This window comes from Agrococcus sp. UYP10 (assembly GCF_040547205.1).
Classification (GTDB): Bacteria; Actinomycetota; Actinomycetes; order Actinomycetales; family Microbacteriaceae; genus Agrococcus; species Agrococcus jenensis.
Window position 1 is genome coordinate 679271 of sequence record NZ_JBEPPG010000001.1, and the last position, 19748, is coordinate 699018.

Below are 19748 nucleotides of genomic sequence, written 5' to 3' on the forward strand. Positions count from 1 at the left end.
CTGCTCTCCGGCGATCGCCGGCGGCCCTCGGCGGCCGGCCTCCAGGCTAGCCCGAGGGCGCTGAACGGGCCGTCTGCGATACTGCCCTCGTGACTTCGGAGACCCAGCCGCGACGACGGCATGCAGGCCGATGGATCGCCGTGTCGATCGTCGGCGTCATCGTGCTGGCGCTGCTCGCGGCCATCGGGTGGTACTTTCTGCGCATCAATCCCTCGGTGCAGCAGGTCGAGACGATCGAGACCGCGTTCCCCGAGGAGTCGCTGCGCCCGACCCAGCAGGCGACCGAGTCCGGCTCCCCCATCAACGTCCTGCTGCTCGGCAGCGATGCGCGCGCCTCGGACGGCTCGCTGCTGACGAGCCTCGGCGACCGCGCCGACACGATCATGGTCGCCCACATCCCGCCGGACCGAGAGACGGTGCAGATCATGTCGATCATGCGCGACTCGTGGGTCGAGATCCCGGGCCACGGCACCCAGAAGGTCAACGCCGCGCTCTCGCTCGGGGGTGTGCCGCTCATGGTGCAGACCGTCGAGGGCATCATCGACCAGCGCATCGACCACGTCGCGGTCATCGACTTCGAGGGCTTCAAGGGGCTCACGGAGGCGCTCGGCGGCGTGACGCTGCAGAACGACATCGCCTTCAGCGACCGCGGCTACGACTTCCCCGCGGGCGAGATCACCGTCTCCGGCGACGAGGCGCTCGCCTACGTGCGCGCCCGGTACCCCTTCTCCGACGGCGACTACCAGCGCTCGCACAACCAGCGCGCGCTGCTGCGCGGCGCGATCGAGCAGATGATGACGCGCGAGAACCTCACGAACCCGGAGCGGATGGCGAACCTGCTCGCCACCGTGACGCCGCACCTCGCGACGTCCGACACCTTCTCGCTGCCGGTCGCGCTCGGCCTCGGGCCGCAGCTCGCGCAGCTCGACTCGACGCGCATCCAGAGCTTCACGATGCCGACGCTCGGCACAGGCATGGAGGGCGACCAGTCGGTCGTCTACGTCAACTGGGAGGGCGTCGAGGAGATCCGCGAGGCCTTCGACCAGGACTCGATGTCGACGTTCGAGCCCGCCGCGGAACGCTGAGCCCGGGGTTCGACTAGGCCGGCTCCGGCGCGGAGCCCGTGACGGCGGCGTCATCCTCGTCGTCGGGCGGCAGCACGCACCAGTGCTCGGCGAGCAGGCCGGCGCCGAGCTCGATCGCAGCGCCGACGGCGATCACGGTCACCGCGAGCACCGCGTCCCCGGCGACCACCGCGCGGGTCGCGAAGAAGGCGAGCGCACCGAGCGCGGCGCCCGTGAGCAGCGCGCCGACGACGGCGTTGGCCTTCGCGAAGCCGAGCACGCTCGTGGCGTGCCGGTAGTCGACGCGCCGCTTGCCGCGCGCGGCCTGGCGCACCGGCCAGGCGAGCAGCAGCAGCACGCCACCGAGCAGCGCCAGCGCGATGCCGAGCGTCACGGTCGGCACGACCGCCGGGCGGCCGCTCATGACGAGCATCGCCTCGACCATCCACGCGAGGGCCGCCGCGACGACCGCGCTGAGGATGAGCGCGGTCGCGGAGGTGCGCCTCACGCGAGCCGCCAGACGTCGCCGTCGGCGTACTCGGCGAGCTCGGCGATCGGGCCGTGGGCGGGCAGCGCCGCGGCCGGCTCGACCTCGAGCCACGGCTGCAGCACGAACTGCCGCTCGTGCGCGCGCGGGTGCGGCAGCGTCAGCTCGTCGGTGTCGAGCTCGAGCGCGCCGATCGCGACGATGTCGATGTCGATCGTGCGGCTGCCGTAGCGCTCCTCGCGCACGCGGCCGAGCGCATCCTCGACCGCCCGGATCGCGTCGAGCAGCTCGAGCGGCTCGAGCGTCGTGCCGACGATCACGACGATGTTGGCGTAGTCGGGCGAGAGCCCCTCGCCGTCGGGGTGCCACGACGGCGACTCCCACGTGCTCGAGCGGTCGAGCACCCGGATGCCGTCGATCGCGTCGAGCGCGCGCACGGCGCGGTCGATGGTGGCCACGCGGTCACCGAGGTTGGCCCCGAGCGACAGCACGGCTCGCCGCTCGAGCGAGAGCCTCAACGGATGCCCCCGCCGCGCCGCAGCCGCGCCCGCTGCACGGTCACCGCGACGTCGCCGAACGGCACGGCGATGGGCGCGCTCGGCTTGTGCACGGTCACGACCGCGTGCCCGACGCGGCGGTCCTCGAGGCAGACGTGCGCGATGCGGTCGGCGAGCGTCTCGATGAGGTCGACCGGGTCGCGCTCGATCGCCGCCACGATCCGCTCGGCGAGCTCGCCGTAGTGCACGGTGCGCGCGACGTCGTCGGTCGCGACGGCCTCGCGCACGTCGAGGCCGAGCGACACGTCGACGACGAACTCCTGCCCGTCCCTGCGCTCCTCGGGCAGCACGCCGTGGTGCCCGGTCGCTCGGATGCCCCGGAGGTCGATCGTGCCGTGCAGCCGCTCGACGTCGTCGAGCACGACGTCCCAGTCGGGGCCGTCGGCGCGTCGGACGGCATCGAGCGACCGCACGGCGGAGACCGTCGAGGCGACGTCGTGGACGCGCACGGAGCCGGCGCCGCGCTGGGCGGCGAGCAGCGAGGTCGCGGCGGTCGCCGCATCGCGCTCCGAGGCGGGCGCGCCCTCGGGCACGAGGTCGCCGAGGAACCGCTTGCGGCTCGTGCCGACGAGCAGGGGCAGCCCGAGCTCGACGAGGTGGTGCAGCCCGGCGAGCAGTCGCCAGTTGTCGGCCGCCCCCTTCGAGAAGCCGAAGCCCGGGTCGAGGATGATGCGCTCGCGCGCGATGCCCGCGTCGACCGCCGCGTCGATCCGTCGCTCGAGGTGCTCGACGACCTCGCGCACGACGTCGTCGTAGTGGGTGTCCTGCGTCACGTCGATGCCGCGGGAGTGCATGAGCACGATGCGCGCGCCGCCCTCCGCGACCGTGCGCAGCATGTCGGGGTCGTGCTCGCCGGCCGTCACGTCGTTGATGATCTCGGCGCCTGCGGCCATCGCGGCGCGCGCGGTCGTCGCGTGGATGGTGTCGACCGAGACGCGGATGCCCTCCCGCACGAGCTCCGTCACGACCGGCAGGATGCGGCGCTGCTCCTCGTCGGGATCGATGGGCGAGGCGCCAGGACGGGTCGACTCGCCGCCGATGTCGATGACGCCGGCACCCTGCGCCCGCATGCGCCGCGCGTGGGCGATCGCCGCACCCGCGTCGATGTAGCGGCCGCCGTCGCTGAACGAGTCGGGGGTGACGTTGAGGATGCCCCAGACCTCGGTGCGCTGCGTCGCCACCGCTACCGCCGCTCCCCGATGAGCGCCATGATCTCGGCGCGCTCGATCGGCTCGGCGAGGGTGCCGCGGCTCGCGATCGTCACGGTCGACGACTTGGCCTGCCGCGCGCCGCGCGCGGCCACGCATCCGTGCGCGGCCTCGACGACGACGAGCACGCCGCGCGGCTCGAGGCCCGCGACGAGCGCATCGGCGATCTCGTCGGTGAGCCGCTCCTGGATCTGCGGTCGCGACGCGATCGTCTCGACGACGCGCGGGATGCGGCCGAGGCCGACGATGCGGTCGCTCGGCAGGTACGCCACGTGGGCGACGCCCGTGAACGGCAGCAGGTGGTGCTCGCACATCGAGCGGAACTCGATGTCGCGCAGCAGCACGAGCTCGCCCGACTCTCCCGCGAGGTCGCCGGAGTCGAGGTGCGCGGAGGCGTCGACGCCGACGCCCGCGAAGTAGTCCGCGTAGGCCTCGGCGACCCGCCGCGGCGTCTCTGCGAGCCCGGGCCGCGCGGGGTCGTCGCCGATCGCCGCGAGCAGCTCGCGGACCGCCGCGGCGATGCGCTCCCCGTCGACCGCCATCAGACCTCGGCGACGGTCTCGGTGTCGGGCTCGACGGCCTCGTCGACGTGCTGCGAGACGGGCAGCTCGATCGGCGGGCGGTCGCTCACCGGTCGATCGGGGTGCGAGAGCCACTGCGGGCGCTCGGGCAGCTTCTCGACGTCCGCGAAGATCTCTGCGAGCCGCAGGTGGTCGAGCGTCTCGCGCTCGAGCAGCTCGCCTGCGAGGCGGTCGAGCACGTCGCGGTTGCGGTTGAGCACCTGCCACGCCTCGTCGTGCGCCTGCTCGATGATCGCCCGCACCTCGCGGTCGACCGCCTCGGAGAGCGTCGGCGAGTAGTCGCGGCTGCCGCCCATGTCGCGCCCGAAGAACTGCTCGCCCTGCGCGGATCCCAGCTTGACCGCGCCGACCGCTGCCGTCATGCCGTATTCGGTGACCATCTTGCGGGCGATGCCGGTGGCCTTCTCGATGTCGTTGCTCGCGCCCGTGGTGGGATCGTGGAACACGATCTCCTCGGCCACGCGGCCGCCCATCGCGTACGTGAGCTGGTCGAGCAGCTCGTTGCGCGTGACGGAGTAGCGGTCGTTCACCGGGAGCACCATCGTGTAGCCGAGGGCGCGCCCGCGCGGCAGGATCGTGACCTTCGTGACGGGGTCGGAGTGCCGCATCGCCGCCGCCGCGAGCGCGTGGCCGCCCTCGTGGTAGGCGGTGATGAGCCGCTCCTTGTCGTTCATCACGCGCGTCCGGCGCTGCGGGCCGGCCATCACGCGGTCGACGGCCTCGTCGAGCGACTCGTCGGTGATCTGCGTCGCGTTGTTGCGGGCGGTGAGCAGCGCGGCCTCGTTCAGCACGTTGGCGAGGTCGGCGCCGGTGAAACCCGGCGTCTTGCGGGCGAGCACGCTCAGGTCGACGCCCGGCGCGATGGGCTTGCCCTTCGCGTGGACCGTCAGGATCGTCTCGCGACCCTTCATGTCGGGGGCGTCGACGCCGATCTGCCGGTCGAAGCGGCCCGGGCGCAGCAGCGCGGGGTCGAGGATGTCGGGGCGGTTCGTCGCGGCGATGAGGATGACGTTCGTCTTCACGTCGAAGCCGTCCATCTCGACGAGCAGCTGGTTGAGCGTCTGCTCGCGCTCGTCGTGACCGCCGCCGAGGCCCGCACCGCGGTGCCGGCCGACGGCGTCGATCTCGTCGACGAAGATGATCGCGGGCGCGTTCTGCTTGGCCTGCTCGAACAGGTCGCGCACGCGGCTCGCGCCGACGCCGACGAACATCTCGACGAAGTCCGAGCCCGAGATCGAGTAGAAGGGCACGCCCGCCTCGCCCGCGACCGCGCGGGCGAGCAGCGTCTTGCCGGTGCCGGGGGCGCCGTAGAGCAGCACGCCCTTCGGGATGCGCGCGCCGACCGCCTGGAACTTCGTCGGGTCCTGCAGGAACTCCTTGATCTCGCCGAGCTCCTCGACCGCCTCGTCGGCGCCCGCGACATCCGCGAACTTGACCTGCGGCATGTCCTTCGTGATCAGCTTCGCCTTCGACTTGCCGAACTGCATGACGCCCTTGTTGCCGCCGGAGAGGCGCGTCATGAAGAAGTAGAAGAGCGCGCCGAGCAGCAGCACCGGCAGCAGGATCCCGAGCAGCGACAGCAGCCAGTTGCCCTGCGGCACCTCGTCGATGTAGCCCTCGGCGGGGTCGGCGGCCGCGATGGCCTCGACGACCGCGGGACCGCGGGGCGCGACGTAGTAGAACTGCACCTGCGCGCCGAGCTCGGCGTCGGGCTCCGTGAGGATCAGGTCCACGCGCTGCTCGCCGTCGACGATGCGCGCCTGCTGCACGCGGCCGTCCTGGATCATCTGCATGCCGACATCCGTCTGCACCGGACGGAACTGCGGCGTCATGAAGAAGCTGAACGCGACTCCGACGATGAGGAGTGCGAGGACGATCCACGGGATCGGCCCACGCAGGAACTTCTTGAAGCTCATGACGTCCTTCTGGGTCGGGAGGGCACCAGGCTATCCCCGGCGGTGAGCGGCCTCGCCGCCTGTTCGCTCAGGGCGCGGACGGCTCGAGCAGCTCGAGCGACATGACGATCGCGCGGATGGTCGCGTACTCCTCGCCGCCGAGGTACTCCTCCGCGGCCGCGACGGAGTCGACCGCCCACGGGGCACCGACGCCCGTGCCGGTGACGTTGACCTCCGAGCCGAAGCTGATGAGGCCGACGGGCGTCTCGATGACGTTCACGATCGGGCAGCGCGGCGTCTGCGCGTCTGCGGCGGGGCGGAGGCCGACGCTGACCACCCACTGCTCCCCCAGCTGCAGGGCGGCCGCGCCGAAGGCGATGCCGGATGCGCCGGTGAGGGTGACCTCCTGGCGGTCGAGCACCGCGGTGCGCCAGCCGACGGGCGTGCCGGAGCCGTCGACGCAGCTGCCGTCGCCGGCCGAGACGCCCTCGGCGTAGCCGAGCTGCCGCTGGCCGTCGGCGCGCAGGATGTCGAGCCCGCCCGCGGCCTCCGCGACCGACCAGTCGGCGGGGATGCGGAACGTGGCGGCGCCGCTCGGCACCGGGACCTGCTGCCAGCCGCTCGTGTCGACGCCGGCGATCTCGGCGGGCAGGGCCGACGTGACGGTCGGCGTCGGCGTGGCCGGCACGGTGGGCGGCGGGGCGGTGATGCCCGGAGGGATGGTCGGCTGGGGGTCAGGCGACGGCGTGCCGGAGCATCCGACGAGGACCGAGGCAGCGATCGCGAGGGCGATCGGGGCGAGCAGCCGGGCGGGGGACGTCATGGCTCCATCATCCCAAACCGTGGGGGACGCTCGGCTGTGAGCGCGCCGGTGCGAGCGGCGCGGCGATCACGCCGAGGCAGCGTCATGGCGCCGCGTCCAGCAGCGGCGCGTCGGTGAGCTCGAGCGACTGCAGCACGCCGATGATGGCGTCGTGCTCGGCGCTCCCGAGCCACGCGCGAGCGGACTGCTCGTCGGGGAAGTCGATCGTGGGGTCGGGGATGCCGTCCTCGCGCTCGGCGTCGCCGACCACGTCGAGCAGCACCACGCGGCTGCCGCTCCAGAGCACGTCGGTGAGGTCGGAGCAGCCGTCCTGCGTGACGGGCAGGGTGGTGACGACACCCATCACGACCGACCACTCGCCGGGCTCCCCTGCCGCGTCGAACTGCGCAGCCTCGCCGAGCTCGGCGAGCGCGAAGGTCGGCCCGATCGGTTCGCCCTCTGCTGCACGCGCGGCGACGAGCTCCTCGGAGAACGGCGTGATCTCGGTCCGCTCTGCGTCTGCCGACACCTCGCGGCAGTCGACGGAGTCGTTGCCGGGGCGCTCGCGGTACCAGAGCATGCGGTCGCCGTCCTCGTCGAGCACGACGAGCTCGTTGAGCCAGCTGGGGCCGTTATCGTACATCTCGGACGCCTCGTGCATCGCGCTGCGGTCGTCGACCGACCAGCCCTCCGGCAGCGAGAACCGCACCGCGCCGTCCTGCGCCTCGAACACCCGCGACGCCGCCCCGGCGGCGGCGCTCGGCGTCGGGGACGCCGAGGCGGTCGGGGCCGCGGTGGCGGATGCGCTGGGCGGCGGGCCGTCGGGCGCGACCGTCGGCTCCGTCCCCGGCTGGGCGCATGACGCGAGCGTCAGCGCCGCCAGGACGGCGACGGACGCTCGGACGGCGGCGGTGGTGCTGGTCATCGTGACTCCTCGGGCTCATCGGGCGCGGCGGCCCCTCGAACCGACATGTCCGATCGTCGCCCACGCGTCACATCCGGGCGGTCACGATCCGATCACGATCGTGCCCGACGGGTCCTGCCCGGCCGTCAGTTGTAGACGTGCGGCGCGAGCACGCCGATGCCGCGGAGGTTGCGGTACTTCTCGGCGTAGTCGAGGCCGTAGCCGATGACGAACTCGTTGGGGATGTCGAAGCCGCAGTACTTCACCTCGACCTGCACCTTGAGCGCGTCGGGCTTCCGCAGCATCGTGCAGATCTCGACCGACGCGGCGCCGCGCGACTCGAGGTTGGCCTTGAGCCACGAGAGCGTCAGGCCCGAGTCGATGATGTCCTCGACGATCAGCACGTGCCGGCCGGTGAGGTCGGTGTCGAGGTCCTTGAGGATGCGGACGACGCCCGACGAGACGGTGCCGGAGCCGTACGACGAGACGGCCATCCAGTCCATCTCGATGTGGCGGCGGAGCGTGCGCGAGAGGTCGGCCATCACCATGACCGCGCCGCGCAGCACGCCGACGAGCAGCAGGTCGAGGCCCTCGTAGTCCTCCTCGATCTGGCGGGCGAGCTCCTCGAGCTTGGCGTGCAGCTCGTCCTCGGTGATGAGGGTCTTGGCGAGGTCGCCCTCGACGTGCGTGAAGTCCATCTGCGCTCCTGGCGGTCGGCGTCGGCGGTGCGACCAACCTACCGGCCGGTCGCACCGCGCTCGCGCGTCAGACCCGGGCTTCGAACGACAGCAGGATCTGCTTGAGCGTCGCGTACTCCTCCGTCTCGAGGTAGGCGCGCGCGTCCTCGATCGAGTCGACGATCCAGATGGCGGCGTCGCCCATGCCGCTCAGCTGCGACTCCGTGGCGAAGGTCATGATGCCGCCGGGCTCGCCCTCCGGTGCCGGACCGGTGGTGATGAAGTAGAACGGGCAGCCGAGCGGCTCCTGCAGCCACTCCTCGGCGGTGATGCCCATCCCGAAGATCCAGCGCCCGTCCTCGAGCTCGACCGCGACCGCCCCGAACGCGACCGCCTCGGCATCGGCCGAGCCGTCGCCGAGGGTGAGTGGAGCCGTGTCGAGCAGCTCGCTGTCCGGCAGCATCGGCGTCGAGACGCCATCGCTGCCCTCGACGGTGCAGATCCCGCCGACGTCGCCCGGCGCCTGCGAGAAGGTGAGCTGCGGCTGCCCGTCGGGTCGCCGCACGGTGACGCCGTCGATCGGCTCGCCATCCTGCTCCGCGAAGGTCACGTCGGCGCTCCAGTCGGCGGGGATGCGGAACTGTGCGCGTCCGGACTCCGGCTGGATGAGCTGCCAGTCCGCCATCGGGTCGGCGCTCGCCGTCGGCGCAGCCGTGGCGGTCGGCGTCGCGGCCGGGGCATCGGTCGCGGTGGGCGCCGCGCTCGGCTCGGTCGCGGGTGCGGCGCAGCCGGCGAGCAGCGCACCGAGCGCGAGCACGGCTGCCGCTCCTCGGAGTCGGGCGTCGTGCATGGGAGTCCTCTCGTGATGGCTGAAGCGCGCCCTCATGGGAGCGCCGGGGCAGGGATGCCGGTCAGGTCGAGCGTCGCGACGATCTCGAGCAGCGCCGTGACGTCGTCGCTCTCGAGCCACGCGACGGCCGCCGCCTCGCTCGCGAACTCGCCGCGGACGCCGAACGACACGGTGCGCTCCCCGTCGATGACGGTCGATGCCGGTGCGCTCTCGCCCGCCGGCGACGTGGCCAGCCCGGCGTGCGCGGTGAAGGTGGTGCCGTCGCCCGTCGTCCACCACGCGCTCGCGAAGTGCTCGAGGTACGTGCGGTTCGTGTCGCCCGCTGCCGCGAGCTCGTCGGCGTCGAGCGTCTCGACGGGCGTCGACCGCACGACGCCGAAGTCGGCGGCCGCACCCACGTCGTCCTACGGGCCGTCGTAGTAGCTGGCGGTCACGGTCCCGGTCTCGTTGCGCACGGCGATGGCGTTGACCCAGTGCTGCTCGCCGTCGTACGCGACCTCCTCCCCGCCGACCTCCGCCGTCCATCCGGGCGGGATGCGGAACGTCGCCGTGCCGTTGGGCGTCGCGATCTCCTGCCAGTCGGCGCTCGGATCGGTCGACGAGGGCGTCGGCGTGGGCGTCGGCGCGGGGCTCGCCGTGGGCGTCGGCTCGGCGCTTGCCGTAGGCGTGGCCGTGGCCGTGGGCGTCGCCGCGGGCGTCTCCCCCGGACCCCCGGCCGTCGGGGCGCAGCCCGCGACCAGCAGCGCGATCGTGGTCAGGGCTGCTGCGGCCGCACCGCGGCGGCTCATCGTGCGGCCTCGAGCCGGAGCGACCGGAGCACGTCGACCAGCGCGGCGTACTCCTCGGTCTCGGCGTACGCGGCTCCGGCGTCGAACGAGTCGACCTGCCAGAGCCCTCCGCCCATCGACGCCGAGGGCGTGCCGAGCGTGACCCAGGGGTACCCCTCCGGCACGGCGACGTCGTCGTAGGTGAGGCACGGCATGCGATCTCCTTCTGGCCGTTCGGTGCTGTAGCCGACGTGGAACGAGAAGTCCCCCTCGGCCGGCTGCACGGTCGCTGCGTAGAGGTACGCCGGAGGTCCGTCGTCGAGGCTCTCGCCCGTCACGTCGACCTCCTCGACCAGGTGGATCCGCGCGGGCACGAACGCGGTGCCGTCGCCGTCCCAGTCGTCGCATGCCCCGCCGCGGTCGCCTCCGTTGCCGATGGCGAGGAGCGCCATCTCGTGCTGCAGCGAGTTGCGGACCCAGATCCACTCCACGTCGCCCACGTCGCTCGCCACGGCCCCGCCCTCGACCGTCCAGGTCGGGGGGATGCTGACCGAGGCCATGCCGCTCTCCGTCGAGAAGCGGTGCCACGTCGCCTCGGGCGCAGCGGTCGGCGAGGCGGCAGCGGTCGGGGACGCGGACGCCGGCGCGGACGAAGCGGGCGGTGCGGTCGTCGCCGCCGGCGCTCCGCCGGCGCAGGCGACGAGCAGCAGCGGTGCGACGAGGAGCGGCAGGACGGCGGCCCGTCGTGCGCCGGTCACTGGTGCACCTCGAGCGAGCGCACGATCGTCCAGGCGGCGGCGAGCCGGTCCTGATCGACCAGCTCCAGCGCCCGGCCGGCCGAGGAGAAGCCGGCGAAGGATGGCGGTGACGACAGGCTGGGGCCCGGGCTGCCGGTGCCGAAGGCGACGGATGCGATGCCGTTGGCACCGCTCGTCACGTCCACCGACGAGTCGGTGCAGCCCTCTGCGTCCGGCCGGCCGTCGGTCAGCGAGATCGACATCGATCCGCTCACGCCGAGCGCGTCGAAGCGCACCTGGGTCGAGAGCTGCCCAGGCGTGTCGATCGCGAGCTCCACCGGCTCCTCGTGCAGGACGCGCGCGTCGATCCCGGGGCCGTCGCATCGGAGCGTCCACGGCTCCGCGTCGAGGTGGAGGCCGAGCAGGTGTTCCCCGTCGTCGGTGTAGACGTGCGCGTAGCCCGCCGGCTCCGCCGTGCCGGGAGCGAACGCGTGCACGCCGCGCACCTCCCAGGTGGGCGGGAGCCGGAACGACGCCTCGCCGCCGGGCATCGTGAACGTCTGCCAGTCCGTGGTGTCGACCGCCGTCGGCCCCGACCAGGCAGGAGGCTCGGGTGCCGGCGGGGCGACCGTCACGCCCGGTGCCTCGGAGGGCGCATCCCGCTCGTCGGCCGAGGAGGCGCTGGGCGTGAGGGTCGACGACGCCGCGGTGGCGCTGGGTGCCTCGGTCGTGGGCGTCCCGGTCGTGGCCGAGGGGGCCTCGGTCGGTTCCGCCGCGGGAGCGGCGCAGCCCGCCAGCAGCGCGGTGAGGGCGAGTGCGGCGGTGACCGCGCGCAGCCGTGGGGTGATCATCGTGATCCTCTCGTGACGAAGATGCAGGTGTCGTGCAACCCGACATGTCCGCCCCGACGGCGAGGTCACCCGCGCGAGGTCACGGTTCGATCACGAAGCACTCCACTGCATCGAACCGCACCGCGGCAGCCGGCAGGTGGCCGTCGGCTGGACGGCGCATCACGATCGTGCAACGACCTCGAACGACGCGAGCACATCGCGGATGGCGCGGTACTCGTCGGTCTCCGCATACGCGCGCGCCGCGTCGAAGCTGTCGAACACCGGCGCCGCGAGCCCGGCGTCGTCGACGATCTCGAAGACCAGGTAGTCGTATCCCGTGTCGTAGAGAGCGATGATCCCCGGCTCGCACGCGGCATGCGGATCGTTCTGCGAGATGCCGGCTGCGAAGATCACCCCGCTCGCGCCCTCGTAGGCGACCGCGACGCGCGCGGCGCCCGCGGAGGCCACAGCACCGCCCATCGGTGCCGCGTCGAGCACCTCGGTGGCGGGCCTCGTGCACGGCGTGTAATCGGTGGCGTACTGGCCGCCGCTCGCGACCGCCTCGAACCGGAGCATCGGGGTGCCCGCGCTGTCGCGCACCAGCCCGCGGTGGTCGGTCCACGCCGGGTTGCCCTCGACGACCTCGGTCGTGATGTCGACGGTCCAGCCCGGCGGCATGCGCCAGCTGCTCCGCCCGTCCGGCGCCTCGTAGCGCTGCCACCCGGGGCTCGCCGTCGCGACCGGGGGCGCCGGCGTCGCGGTCGCGGGAGGCGCCGGCACCGCGGTCGGTGTCGGCGTCGCGGTCGGAACGGGGGTCGGCGCTGGGGTCGGCATTGGGGCATCGCCGGTCGCCGACGGCGCGGGCGGCGCGGAGTCGGCCGGCGCGGGCCCCGGCGCGCAGCCCGCGAGCACGAGCAGCGGCAGCAGCAGCGCGGCAGCGCGGAGCGCCCGTGCGGTGCGGTCGCGAGGGGGACGCATCAGGTGGCTCCTCCGGTCAGCGGACGCGGCGCGTCCGTCGAACCTGACATGTCCGGCAGCGCGCGACGGTCACACCGCGCCACGAGGCAGCGCTCAGGCCGCGACGAAGACGAGCCGACGCCCGTCGCGCGTCACGCGGATGCCCGGCAGGTGGATCGGCCCCTGGCCGTGCCAGTCGGTCACGAGGCGCGACACCTCGAGGGTCTGCTGCCGCGAGAGCGCGACGTGGAACTCGCTCTGCACGGCGAGGCGGATGATCCGCTGGCGCAGCGCGGGCGGGTTGGCGCCCAGCCCGCCCACGTCGAGCGAGAGACCGCCCTCGGCGTGCTCGACGAGGTCGAGGATCTGCTCCTGCGCGAAGTGCGCGAGCGCCTCGGCGTCCTCGCGGAGCGTGTCGGCGGTGCGCGTCAGCGCGAGCGCGACGCCGCCGCCGAGCACCTCGTCGAGCATCGGCAGCACCCGGTGCCGCACGCGCACGCGCAGGAAGCGGTCGTCGTCGTTGTGCGGATCGCTCCACGCGTCGAGGCCCTGGTCGCGGCAGGACTGGTGCGTGGTCGCGCGCCGCACCTGCAGCAGCGGCCGACGGAGGAAGCCGATGCGCGGGTGCATGCCCCAGAGGCTCTCGGAGCCCGACCCGCGCGCGAGCCCGATGAGCACGGTCTCCGCCTGGTCGTCGAGCGTGTGGCCGAGGAGCACGGCGGCGGCGCCCTCCTCCTTGCGCGCCTGCAGCAGCGCGGCGTAGCGGGCCTGCCGGGCGGCCGCCTCGGGGCTGCCGTCGGTCGCGACCTGCACGGGCATCACGCGCACCGGGTCGAGGCCGAGCTCGCGTGCCTGGCCCGCCGCGCGCTCGGCGATGTCGGCGCTGCCGGGCTGCAGGCCGTGGTCGACGATCACGGCGCCGGCCCGGACTCCGGACCGGGCGGCCTCGAAGGCGGTGGCCGATGCGAGGGCGAGCGAATCGGGTCCGCCGGACAGGGCGACGAGCACGAGCGCGCCCTCCGGCAGGTCGGCGATCGACTCGCGCACGGCCCGGCGGACGTCGGCGACGGCAGGCGTCAGCCGCGGTCGACGGTCGCTTTCGGGCATGAAGTAACCTTATGCCGATTCCGCACCACCACGAGAAGGAGCCGCTCTTGGCCGCCTACGACGTCGTCATCGAGATCCCCAAGGGGAGCCGCAACAAGTTCGAGGTGGACCACGAGACGGGTCGCGTGTACCTCGACCGCGTGCTCTTCACGACCTTCGTCTACCCGACGGACTACGGCTTCTTCGAGGGCACCCTCGGCCTCGACGGCGACCCGGTCGACGCGCTCGTGCTGCTCGAGTACTCGGTGCCCCCGGGTGTCTTCGTGCGCGTGCGCCCCGTCGGCCAGCTCAACATGGAGGACGACGGCGGCATCGACACGAAGGTCATCTGCGTGCTCGAGAAGGACCCGCGCTGGGTGCACATCCAGGACATCACGGATGTGCCGCAGCAGACGCGCGACGAGATCGAGCACTTCTTCCTGCACTACAAGGACCTCGAGCCGAACAAGTGGGCCAAGCTCGGCGAGTGGGAGGGCGTGGAGGCCGCGGAGGCGACCGTCCAGGCCGGCTACGCCGCCTTCGACGCCGCTCACGGCGACCAGTCCGGCGAGAGCGTCGAGAAGCCCGAGGGCGGCCGCGACGTCACCGCCTGAGACGAGACGCGAAGAGGGGCGCACCGCGAGGTGCGCCCCTCTTCGCATGTCTGCGTCGCTCGGGCCGGCGGCTCAGCGCAGGTAGACGCCCCGCGCGTTGAGGAACGGCTCGGGATTGACGAGCGAGCCGTTCACGCGGATCTGGAAGTGCAGGTGGCACCCGGTCGAGTGGCCCGTCGAGCCCTCGTAGCCGACGACCTGGCCGGCGCGGACGCTCTGGCCCGGGTAGACGACCGCCGGGGCGATCATGTGGGCGAACTCGCTCTGTACGCCCCCGCCGTGGCTGATGTAGAGGATGTTCGCGCCGTAGATGTCGCGGCCGCGCAGCGCGACCGTGCCGTTCGCCGGCGCGTAGATCGGCGTGCCGCAGCCGGCGACGATGTCGACGCCCGCGTGCAGCTTGCGGCCGAGCACGCCCAGCGGGTCGTTGCGCCAGCCGTAGGCCGAGCTGAAGCGGCCGTAGTGCGGCGTCTGCCAGCCGCTGGATGCGGGCGGCGCGACCGGCACGGACCCGCCGCCACCGCTGCCGCCGCCGCTGCTGCCACCGCCGCCGTTGCCCTGGTTGGCCGCCGCCGCGGCGGCTGCCGCCGCTGCCGCTGCTGCTGCCTGGCGCTGCTGCTCGGCGATCCAGCGCTGGCGCTCCGCCTCACGCGCGGCGGCCTCGGCGGCGAGGCGGATGCGCTCCTGCTCGGCCAGGTAGGCCTGCCAGCGCTGGCCGGCCTGGTAGTCGTCCTCGGTCGCGCGCCGGTTCTCGACGAGCACGGCGAGCTGCGCCTCGAGCTCGACGCGGTGGCTCTGCTCGCGCTCGACGGCGGCCTGCGCTGCCGCGGATGCCTGCAGCGCTGCGTCGTAGGCGGCGTCGGCCTCCTGCTTGAGGCCGAGGAGCGCCTCGCGCGCGACGGCGGCCTGGTCCTGGAGCGCCTGCGCGGTGTTGGCGTCGCGCTGGGCCTGCTCGTAGAGCGAGTCGGCCGTGCCGGCGACGCGGTCCATGAGGTCGAGCCGGTAGAGCCAGGTGTCGGCAGAGCCGGGGTTGGCGAAGAGCTCGGCGCTCATGTCGCCGGTGCCGCCGGAGCGCGCGAGCTGCGCGGCGAGCTGGCCGGCGGCGCGCTCGGAGTCCGTGGCGCGGGTCGAGGCCTCGTCGGCCTGCTGCTGGAGGCGGTCGGCGACCGCGACGGCCTCGTCGTAGCGGCCCTGCGCCTCGATGGCCTCGGCGGCGCGCTGCTCGGAGAGCGCCTGGGCGGTCTGGAGGTCGGTCTGCAGCTGGGCGATGAGGCCCTGGATCTGCGCGATCTGCTCGTTCTTCGCGGACTCGTTGCCGCGCGCGGCCTCGACCTCGGCCCAGGTGGGGAAGCCCCAGTCGTCGACGGCGTCGGCGGCAGGCGTGCCCGGCACGACCATGACGAGCACCATGCCCGCGACCGCGGCGGAGGTGGCGATCGCGTGGCGCAGGCCGCGCCAGTGGGCGGTCGCCTCGCCAGCGCCGGTCCGGTCGGGCCTCGCCATGTGACTCCTCGTTCGGCAGCGCCAGGCGCTGCTCAGGTCCATCGTGCCACCGCGGTGCGCGCACACAATGGGGGCAACTCTACCAACATTCATGCTCCGGCTGAAGGTTGGATTCCTCGCGATGCGCTATGGCGTGTCGACGAACCCGTCCGAACCCGAAACGCCCGCGCCACGGGGCTCGCGGGCCGCGCAGACACGCGGCATCCGCGTCCGGTTTGCACCGAGCCTCCGGCGTGCTGTAGCGTCTACCCTCGGTAGTCGAGCGCTCCGGCGCCCGGCCCCATCGTTTAGAGGCCTAGGACACCGCCCTTTCACGGCGGCAGCACGGGTTCGAATCCCGTTGGGGTCACTCAGGGCAGATTCGTTCTGTACGATGGGTCTACCAGCATGGCCCTGTAGCGCAGTTTGGTTAGCGCGCCGCCCTGTCACGGCGGAGGTCGCGGGTTCAAGTCCCGTCAGGGTCGCCATTGCCCTTGGCCCCTCTCGAGAGAGAGGGCCTCGTGCAAGGGCGGACGATGTTCCGCCTGGCTCTGTAGCTCAGTTGGTAGAGCGCACGACTGAAAATCGTGAGGTCACGGGATCGACGCCCGTCGGAGCCACACCGGAAGCCCCCGCCGTGCGGGGGCTTCGTCGTTCCCGGAGCGATCGCCCGAAGCACGTGCTCACCTCGCCTTGAGCGAATCCTGCCCTGGACCCGCCGCCTCGTTCTGTAACGTCGTTCGCGACGCGAGGGGGCGCACATGCGGGCAGTCGAGGTGCTGAGGTCGATGGTGCTGGATCGGCCGCCGACGCGCCGCCGCGAGGCGATCACGGCACCCGCGCGCTGCAGCGAGACCGACCCGGATGGGCGCCGCTGCGCCAAGGACGGCGGACACCTCCTGCCGCACCTCAGCCTCGCGGTCTCCGGAGCGGAGGCGCACGTGTGGCCGGAGCGCGGACCCGACCAGGCGCTCGTCTACATCGAGGAGGACGGCCGGCTCTCGCTGCTCGACGGCGCGCGCGTGACGCATCGGCTCGACCAGGTGCGCATCGACTACCCGCTCGGCTCGCCCTGGAGCGGCAGCTTCATCGCCCGCAGCGACTCCACGCACTCGTGCCCGGCGTTCGGCACGCGCTCGACCTACGACGAGCTCCTGCTCGCCGCCGACCGGCAGGGCATCGAGGTCTTCTGACCCGAGCGCTCAGCCGATGAGCGCGCGGAGCGTCGCGGCGTCCTCGTTCGCGCCGAACGCCGGGTAGCCCGGCTGCAGCCGCAGGCCCGCCTCGAGCGAGTCGAGCACCACGGGGTCGAAGCCGAACTCGTCGACGAGCCGCGCGACCAGGTCGACGTCGGCGCCGGCATCGCCCGCGACCGCGATCGCGCGGCGCTGCGGGTTGCCCGCGGGCCGCGGCCAGTCCGCGAGGTCGTGGTAGCCCATGTGGTTGAAGGCCTTGACGACCCGCGAGCCTGGCAGGAACTCCTGCACGATGACGCTCGTCGGCCGGGACGGGTCGGTGAACTCGTCGCGGATGCCGTCGGTCTCCCACCAGTAGTTCATGGCGTCGATGACGAGCTTGCCGCCCAGCGCCTCGACCGGCAGCGCGGTGTGCTGGCCGAGCGGCAGCGCGAGGATCACGACGTCGGCGGCTGCGGCGACCTCCGCCGCCGTCATCGCCTCTGCGCCCGGCGCGAGGTACTCCGTGATGAGGCGGATGCGCTCGGGGATGCCCGAGCCGGCGATGAGCGTGCGGTGCCCGGCCGCGAGCGCGCGCCGCGCGAGCGCCGTGCCGACCTTGCCGGCGCCGAGGATGCCGAGGGTCAGCGTCGCGCCGTCCGGGCGCTCGATCGATCGATCGGCGTCGAGCGTGCTCGTGCTGGACTCGGCCGGCTGCGTCATGCGGATGCTCCCCTGCTGCGGGCGCGCTCGTCCGCGACCCGTCACCATCATCCAACGCGAGGGCCCCGGCACGGCATTCCCGCGGCCGCTGCCGGGCCGTCAGTCGGTGGCGCTGGCCGCCGGCTCGCTCTCGGGCGCCGGCGCTGCCTGGCGGTGGAAGCGCCGGCCGGAGAGGCGATCGAGATCGATGCGCACGAACTCGCGGGTGACCGTGGGGATGAGCGGGTGGATCGGCAGCCGCTCGGCCGCCGCGATCTCGTCGCTCGACTCGAGGTGGCGCGCCTGCCCGTGGCCGATGACGCTCCAGGCCTCGCGCACGCCGATGTGGTCGATCTCGAACACGACGTCGTCGGCGAGCAGCACCCCGGCGAGCTTCGTGCCGGGCGACGTGCGGAACGTGATGGCGCTGCCGTCGGCGTGGTAGTTCACCGGGAACACCTCGAGCACGTCGCCGACCCGGAACGCGATGCGCCCGAACTCGAAGGCCGCGAGCAGCTTGCGGCACTCCGCCTCGCTGATCTCGTGCACGGGGCTCTCGTCCATGGCCTCATGCTCGCACCGGCGGGGCCGGCGCACCAGGGGCTCACCGGCGCCGCTGCGGTCAGCGCCGGCCGCGCTCCTCGGCGAGCCGCGCGGCGAGGCCGGCCTCGTCGGCCAGTCGCGGCTCGGTGGTGCGCTCGGGGTTGATGCCCACCTTGCCCGCGTAGAAGGCGCGGATGCGGTCCATGTCGGCCGGCACATCCCCGGTCATCGTCATGGTCGGGCCGAGCCCCGTCGTGCCGGTCGCGCTGTCGACCCAGCCGAGCGTGACGCCGATGCCCGTCTCGAGCGCGATGCGGTAGAAGCCGCTCTTCCACAGCGTCGAGCTGCGGGTGCCGTCGGGCGTGACGACGATCGCCGCGTGCGGGTCGTCGCGCACGAGCTGCACGATGCGGTCGACGAGGCCCGCCGGGTCGTCGCGGTCGACGGGGATGCCGCCGAGCCAGTGCATGACGCGGCCGAACGGGCCCTGGAAGAGCTCCCGCTTGCCGAGCCAGCGCACCGGCAGCCGCGCATCCCACGAGATGGCGAGCATCAGCACGAAGTCGCGGTTCGAGGTGTGCGGGGCGCCGATGAGCAGCCGCGGGCCGTCGTAGGGCGGCTGCTCGCGCACGAGCCGCCACGGGCTCAGCCGCCAGTGCAGGGCGGCGAGCGCGTGACGGACGGGGAGCCGCGGCCGGGTGGGGCCTCCGGTCACCGGCGTGCGTCGAGCATCGGGCAGTCGAACGGGTCGCGGGCGGCGAGGCCCACGCGGTTCAGGTACCGGATGACGGAACCGTACGCGCCGACGAGGTTCGTCTCGGTGTACGGGATGCCGTGCTGGGCGCAGTGCGCGCGCACGATCTCGCTCGCCGCCTTGAGGTGCGGGCGGGCCATGTTCGGGAAGAGGTGGTGCTCGACCTGGTAGTTCAGGCCGCCCATGAGCGTGCTCATGCCCCAGCCGCGGATGTTGCGGGAGGTGCGCACCTGCTTCGTGAAGAAGTCGAGCTTCACGTCGCGACCGACGGTGGGCATGCCCTTGTGGTTCGGCGCGAACGAGGCGCCCATGCCGATGCCGAAGACGGCGAGCTGCACGCCGAGGAACGCCAGCGCCATGAGCGGCGGCATGACGAGCAGCAGGAAGGTGATGAACAGCGTGAAGCGGGTGGCGATGAGGCCGAGCTCGAGCCAGCGGCCGACGACCGGGCGGCGCTCGAGCAGCGTCATGATCGAGCGCACGTGGAGGTTGGCGCCCTCGAAGGTGAGCAGCGGGAAGAACAGCCAGCCCTGGCGCTGCGTGACCCAGCGCTGGATGCCGCGGGCCTTCTTCGCATCGCTCGGGAGGAACGAGATCGTGTCGATGTCGATGTCCGGGTCGCGGCCGATCTGGTTCGGGTTCGCGTGGTGGCGGGAGTGCTTCGTCATCCACCACTGGTGGCTGATGCCGACGACGCCGGCGGCGAGGATGCGGCCCAGGCGGTCGTTCGCGGGGCCGTTCTTCAGCACCTGGCGGTGCGAGGCCTCGTGGGCGATGAAGGCGATCTGCGTGAAGAGGATGCCCAGGGCGCCGGCGATGAGCAGCTGGAACCAGCTGTCGCCGAGCAGGAAGGAGCCGACCAGCAGGCCGACGAGGGCGACGCCCAGGACGGCCATCACGCCGACGTAGAAGCCGACGCGGCGCTCGAGCAGGCCCGCATCGCGGACGGCCTTCGCGACGACGCGGAAGTCCGCGCGCTCGGCGCGCTCGGCGCGCTCGCTCGCGGGGATCGTGGAGCGGAGGGCTCCAGTGGTCATCGTGGTGGTCATTGTGCCCCTCTCGGGCTCTGCAGCGAC

The 19748-nt window shown here is 72.9% G+C and carries 23 protein-coding genes and 3 tRNA genes; 6 read left to right on the top strand and 20 right to left on the bottom strand.

Annotated elements, in window-relative coordinates:
• The first annotated feature begins 140 nt into the window (after positions 1 to 140).
• Positions 141 to 1085, top strand: a complete 945-nt coding sequence (locus ABIB37_RS03315; protein WP_354256661.1) for an LCP family protein — start codon at positions 141 to 143, stop codon at positions 1083 to 1085.
• 13 nt (positions 1086 to 1098) lie between these two features.
• On the opposite strand, the gene ABIB37_RS03320 is transcribed toward ABIB37_RS03315, so the two are convergent.
• From ABIB37_RS03320 to tilS, 15 genes are all read right to left on the bottom strand, one after another.
• Positions 1099 to 1572, bottom strand: a complete 474-nt coding sequence (locus ABIB37_RS03320) for a DUF3180 family protein (protein WP_354256664.1) — start codon at positions 1570 to 1572, stop codon at positions 1099 to 1101.
• Entirely contained in the window at positions 1569 to 2009 is a 441-nt protein-coding gene (gene folK / locus ABIB37_RS03325; protein ID WP_502914025.1) for a 2-amino-4-hydroxy-6-hydroxymethyldihydropteridine diphosphokinase, read from the bottom strand. The genes ABIB37_RS03320 and folK overlap by 4 nt, the downstream gene beginning before the upstream one ends.
• A 56-nt stretch (positions 2010 to 2065) precedes the next feature.
• Complete coding sequence (gene folP, locus ABIB37_RS03330; protein WP_354256669.1) at positions 2066 to 3289, bottom strand: dihydropteroate synthase; 1224 nt, start codon at positions 3287 to 3289, stop codon at positions 2066 to 2068.
• A 2-nt stretch (positions 3290 to 3291) separates the two neighbouring features.
• A complete protein-coding gene (gene folE, locus ABIB37_RS03335; protein ID WP_354256672.1) occupies positions 3292 to 3858 on the bottom strand; it encodes a GTP cyclohydrolase I FolE in 567 nt (188 codons plus the stop codon).
• Complete coding sequence (ftsH, locus tag ABIB37_RS03340) at positions 3858 to 5813, bottom strand: ATP-dependent zinc metalloprotease FtsH (protein WP_123696980.1); 1956 nt, start codon at positions 5811 to 5813, stop codon at positions 3858 to 3860. The genes folE and ftsH overlap by 1 nt, the downstream gene beginning before the upstream one ends.
• A 67-nt stretch (positions 5814 to 5880) precedes the next feature.
• Positions 5881 to 6615: a hypothetical protein gene (locus ABIB37_RS03345; RefSeq protein WP_354256675.1), complete on the bottom strand. Its 735-nt coding sequence runs from the start codon at positions 6613 to 6615 to the stop codon at positions 5881 to 5883.
• A gap of 82 nt (positions 6616 to 6697) precedes the next feature.
• Positions 6698 to 7519, bottom strand: coding sequence for a hypothetical protein (locus ABIB37_RS03350; protein WP_354256678.1), 822 nt, complete (start codon positions 7517 to 7519; stop codon positions 6698 to 6700).
• 125 nt (positions 7520 to 7644) lie between these two features.
• The gene (hpt, locus tag ABIB37_RS03355; protein ID WP_354256681.1) at positions 7645 to 8196 is read right to left on the bottom strand and encodes a hypoxanthine phosphoribosyltransferase; all 552 of its coding nucleotides are present in this window, start codon (positions 8194 to 8196) and stop codon (positions 7645 to 7647) included.
• A gap of 67 nt (positions 8197 to 8263) precedes the next feature.
• Entirely contained in the window at positions 8264 to 9025 is a 762-nt protein-coding gene (locus tag ABIB37_RS03360; protein WP_354256684.1) for a hypothetical protein, read from the bottom strand.
• Between the two features lie 32 nt (positions 9026 to 9057).
• Positions 9058 to 9423 carry a hypothetical protein gene (locus ABIB37_RS03365; protein WP_354256687.1) on the bottom strand — a complete coding sequence of 122 codons (366 nt, stop codon included), beginning with the start codon at positions 9421 to 9423 and terminating at the stop codon, positions 9058 to 9060.
• A gap of 6 nt (positions 9424 to 9429) precedes the next feature.
• Positions 9430 to 9813 carry a hypothetical protein gene (locus tag ABIB37_RS03370; RefSeq protein WP_354256690.1) on the bottom strand — a complete coding sequence of 128 codons (384 nt, stop codon included), beginning with the start codon at positions 9811 to 9813 and terminating at the stop codon, positions 9430 to 9432.
• Positions 9810 to 10550 (bottom strand): hypothetical protein, encoded by a 741-nt coding sequence (locus ABIB37_RS03375; protein ID WP_354256693.1) that lies wholly within the window; start codon positions 10548 to 10550, stop codon positions 9810 to 9812. The genes ABIB37_RS03370 and ABIB37_RS03375 overlap by 4 nt, the downstream gene beginning before the upstream one ends.
• Positions 10547 to 11380 (bottom strand): hypothetical protein, encoded by an 834-nt coding sequence (locus ABIB37_RS03380; RefSeq protein ID WP_354256696.1) that lies wholly within the window; start codon positions 11378 to 11380, stop codon positions 10547 to 10549. Before ABIB37_RS03380 ends, ABIB37_RS03375 begins: the two co-directional genes overlap by 4 nt.
• A 159-nt stretch (positions 11381 to 11539) precedes the next feature.
• Positions 11540 to 12337 carry a hypothetical protein gene (locus ABIB37_RS03385; RefSeq protein WP_354256699.1) on the bottom strand — a complete coding sequence of 266 codons (798 nt, stop codon included), beginning with the start codon at positions 12335 to 12337 and terminating at the stop codon, positions 11540 to 11542.
• A gap of 93 nt (positions 12338 to 12430) precedes the next feature.
• Positions 12431 to 13423, bottom strand: a complete 993-nt coding sequence (gene tilS, locus ABIB37_RS03390) for a tRNA lysidine(34) synthetase TilS (RefSeq protein ID WP_354256702.1) — start codon at positions 13421 to 13423, stop codon at positions 12431 to 12433.
• A gap of 47 nt (positions 13424 to 13470) precedes the next feature.
• Between tilS and ABIB37_RS03395 the strand changes: the two genes are divergently transcribed.
• Positions 13471 to 14016 (top strand): inorganic diphosphatase, encoded by a 546-nt coding sequence (locus ABIB37_RS03395; RefSeq protein WP_354256705.1) that lies wholly within the window; start codon positions 13471 to 13473, stop codon positions 14014 to 14016.
• 72 nt (positions 14017 to 14088) lie between these two features.
• Here the strand turns inward: ABIB37_RS03395 and ABIB37_RS03400 are convergent, their stop codons facing one another.
• The gene (locus ABIB37_RS03400; RefSeq protein WP_354256708.1) at positions 14089 to 15519 is read right to left on the bottom strand and encodes a peptidoglycan DD-metalloendopeptidase family protein; all 1431 of its coding nucleotides are present in this window, start codon (positions 15517 to 15519) and stop codon (positions 14089 to 14091) included.
• Between the two features lie 276 nt (positions 15520 to 15795).
• Between ABIB37_RS03400 and ABIB37_RS03405 the strand changes: the two genes are divergently transcribed.
• From ABIB37_RS03405 to ABIB37_RS03420, 4 genes are all read left to right on the top strand, one after another.
• Positions 15796 to 15868, top strand: a tRNA-Glu gene (locus ABIB37_RS03405).
• Positions 15869 to 15908: 40 nt separating this feature from the next.
• A tRNA-Asp gene (locus ABIB37_RS03410) sits at positions 15909 to 15986 on the top strand.
• A gap of 59 nt (positions 15987 to 16045) precedes the next feature.
• A tRNA-Phe gene (locus ABIB37_RS03415) sits at positions 16046 to 16118 on the top strand.
• 141 nt (positions 16119 to 16259) lie between these two features.
• Entirely contained in the window at positions 16260 to 16691 is a 432-nt protein-coding gene (locus ABIB37_RS03420; RefSeq protein ID WP_354256711.1) for a hypothetical protein, read from the top strand.
• 9 nt (positions 16692 to 16700) lie between these two features.
• Here the strand turns inward: ABIB37_RS03420 and ABIB37_RS03425 are convergent, their stop codons facing one another.
• From ABIB37_RS03425 to ABIB37_RS03440, 4 genes are all read right to left on the bottom strand, one after another.
• Entirely contained in the window at positions 16701 to 17396 is a 696-nt protein-coding gene (locus ABIB37_RS03425) for an NADPH-dependent F420 reductase (RefSeq protein ID WP_354256713.1), read from the bottom strand.
• Positions 17397 to 17495: 99 nt separating this feature from the next.
• Complete coding sequence (locus ABIB37_RS03430; protein WP_354256716.1) at positions 17496 to 17939, bottom strand: pyridoxamine 5'-phosphate oxidase family protein; 444 nt, start codon at positions 17937 to 17939, stop codon at positions 17496 to 17498.
• A 58-nt stretch (positions 17940 to 17997) separates the two neighbouring features.
• Positions 17998 to 18633, bottom strand: coding sequence for a 1-acyl-sn-glycerol-3-phosphate acyltransferase (locus tag ABIB37_RS03435; protein ID WP_354256719.1), 636 nt, complete (start codon positions 18631 to 18633; stop codon positions 17998 to 18000).
• Entirely contained in the window at positions 18630 to 19721 is a 1092-nt protein-coding gene (locus ABIB37_RS03440) for a fatty acid desaturase family protein (protein WP_354256722.1), read from the bottom strand. Before ABIB37_RS03440 ends, ABIB37_RS03435 begins: the two co-directional genes overlap by 4 nt.
• Positions 19722 to 19748 lie beyond the last annotated feature (27 nt).